The 2,627-nt window shown below is 69.4% G+C and carries 2 protein-coding genes; both read left to right on the forward strand.

Translation table 11 applies throughout. From position 1 onward, the window contains the following. Positions 1-983: dolichyl-phosphate-mannose--protein mannosyltransferase (locus LQV45_RS25055; protein ID WP_374208295.1), on the forward strand; the 983-nt coding region annotated here is incomplete at its 5' end. A 61-nt stretch (positions 984-1,044) separates the two neighbouring features. Next, positions 1,045-2,627 (forward strand): long-chain fatty acid--CoA ligase (locus LQV45_RS25060; protein ID WP_230009330.1); only part of this gene is annotated, 1,583 nt, incomplete at its 3' end.

Consider the following 2,627-nt stretch of genomic DNA (forward strand, 5'->3'; position numbering starts at 1 on the left):
CTGCCCGGCTCGGCCGGCAGGCCGCGGCCTCCGCCACGGGGCGGCCCTCGGCGCTGCAGCTCACCTCCGGGCCCTGGCTCGGCATCCGGTGGTGGCGCCTCGCGGCGGGCGTCTGCCTGGGCCTGGCGGTCGGCACGAAATGGTCCGCCCTGTTCTTTCTGGCCGGATTCGGCCTGCTGACCGTCTTCTGGGACCTCAGTGCGCGGCGCATAGCCGGCGTGCATGCCTGGATCAGCGGCGGCATCCTCAAGGACGGCGTCCCGGCCTTCCTGAGCATCGTTCCGGTGGCCGCCCTGGTCTACGGCGCCACCTGGACCGGGTGGTTCCGTTCCACGGACGCCTACTTCAGGCACTGGGCCGACGCCAACCCCTCGGCCGAGTGGGGCTGGCTGCCGAACGCCGTTCGGTCGCTGGCGCATTACCACCTGGAGGCCTACAAGTTCCACCAGGGCCTCAGTGCCGACCACCCCTACGAGGCCAGCGCCTGGAGCTGGCTGGTCATGGGCCGGCCCACGTCCTTCTTCTACGAATCCCCCGGGCAGGGCACCCCGGGCTGCGAGCTGACCAACTGCACCACGGCCATCCTCTCCGTCGGCAACCCGTTGATCTGGTGGAGCGCGGCCGTGAGCCTGGGTGTCCTGCTGTTCTGGTGGGCGGGCCGCCGCGACTGGCGCGCCGGCGCAGTCCTGGCCGGAGTGGCCGCAGGATATCTCCCCTGGTTCATGTACCCGGAGCGCACCACCTTCTTCTTCTACGCCGTGTCCTTTGAACCGTTCCTGGTGCTGGCGCTCGTCTATTGCCTGGGGCTGGTGCTCGGCCAGCGCGCCGACCCCCTCTGGCGCCGGCGGTCCGGGTTCTACCTGGTGGCGCTGTTCGTGGTGGCGGCCGTGCTGGTGTCCGCGTTCTTCTACCCGGTCTGGACGGCCGAGGTGATCCCGTACCAGGACTGGCGCATCCGGATGTGGATGCCGTCCTGGATCTAGGGCAGGATTGCAGGGGAATGTCCGCCGAACTCCGGGCGGACCAGGAAATGGAGACTCGGCTGTGAGAGAAGCAAGCACCGGACTGCTCGTGGAGCTGGACCCGGAGAGCAACGTGACTGACCTGCTCCTGGAGCAGCACGCGAAGGATCCCGTGCACGCCCTCTACTCCCGCAAAGGCCCCGCCGGCTGGACCGACGTCTCCGTCCAGCACTTCCTGGAGCAGGTCACTGCCCTTGCCAAGGGCCTGATCGCCGGCGGACTCACGCCGGGCGAAACCGTCGCGGTCATGTCCGCCACCCGGTACGAGTGGACGGTGGTGGACTTCGCCATCTGGTTCGCCGGCGGCGTCACCGTCCCGATCTACGAGACCTCCTCCGCGGCCCAGGTCGAGTGGATTCTCCATGATTCGGGGGCCCGGCGGGTGTTCGTCGAGGACCACGCCAGGGCCGCCCTCGTCCAGGGCGTCCTGGACGCCTCCACCGTCCTCGGTGACCGGCTTGTTGCCGTCGTGCGGATGGAGCACGACGGCGCCGCACCGAACCTGGCAAGCATGGCCGCGGCCGGCACCGGGGTGACCGACGCCGAGCTGGAACGCCACCGGACCGCGGCGTCCCTGGCGGATGTCGCGTCCCTGGTCTACACCTCGGGCACCACCGGCAAGCCCAAGGGCTGCGAGATCACCCACGCCAACTTTGCCCTCGTGGCCAAGAACATCGTCCTGTTCCTGCCCGAGCTCCTCATGCAGCCGCGTTCCCGGACGCTGATGTTCCTGCCCCTGGCGCACGTCCTGGCCCGGGCGGTACAGGTGGTCTGCCTGAGCTCCGGATCCACCCTCGGCCACACCGCCAGTGCCAAAGAGCTCCTGGACGACCTGGACAGCTTCAAACCCACCTTTCTGCTGGTGGTCCCCCGGATCTTCGAAAAGGTCTACGCCGGAGCCGCGCAGAAGGCCGACGCCGCCGGCAAGGAACGGATCTTCACAGCCGCAGCGGCGGCCGCGATCGACTACTCCAAGGCCCTCGACGCCGCCTCCCGGGGCAACGGCACGGGCCCGGGGCTCCTGCTGCGTGCCCGGCACGCAGTCTTCGACCGGATCCTGTATCCCAGGCTCCGGCAGGCCTTCGGCGGCCAGCTGCGGTACACGGTCTCCGGCGCGAGCCCGCTGAGCTCCAACGACGCCCATTTTTTCCGCGGCGTGGGCATCCCCGTCCTGGAAGGCTACGGCCTGACCGAAACCACGGCGCCCTGCACAGCCAACACCCCGGCGCGGACCAAGGTGGGCACCGTCGGCATCCCGGTGCCGGGCACCACGGTCCGGGTGGCCGACGACGGCGAGATCCTGGTCAAGGGCATCGGCGTCTTCAAGGGCTACCACGCCAACGAGGCCGCCAACGCTGAGGCCTTCGTGGACGGTTTCTTCCGGACCGGCGACCTCGGCTCCCTCGACGAGGACGGATTCCTGACCATCACGGGCCGGAAGAAGGACCTGCTGGTCACAGCCGGCGGCAAGAATGTCGCCCCGGGCCCGCTCGAGGAGAAGATCCGGGAGCACCAGCTGGTCGGACAGGCCGTGGTCGTTGGCGACGGCCGGCCCTTCGTCTCGGCACTAGTGAACCTGGACCCGGAAGGACTGCGCAACTGGTG

The sequence above is a fragment of the Microbacterium sp. Bi128 genome, assembly GCF_918698205.1.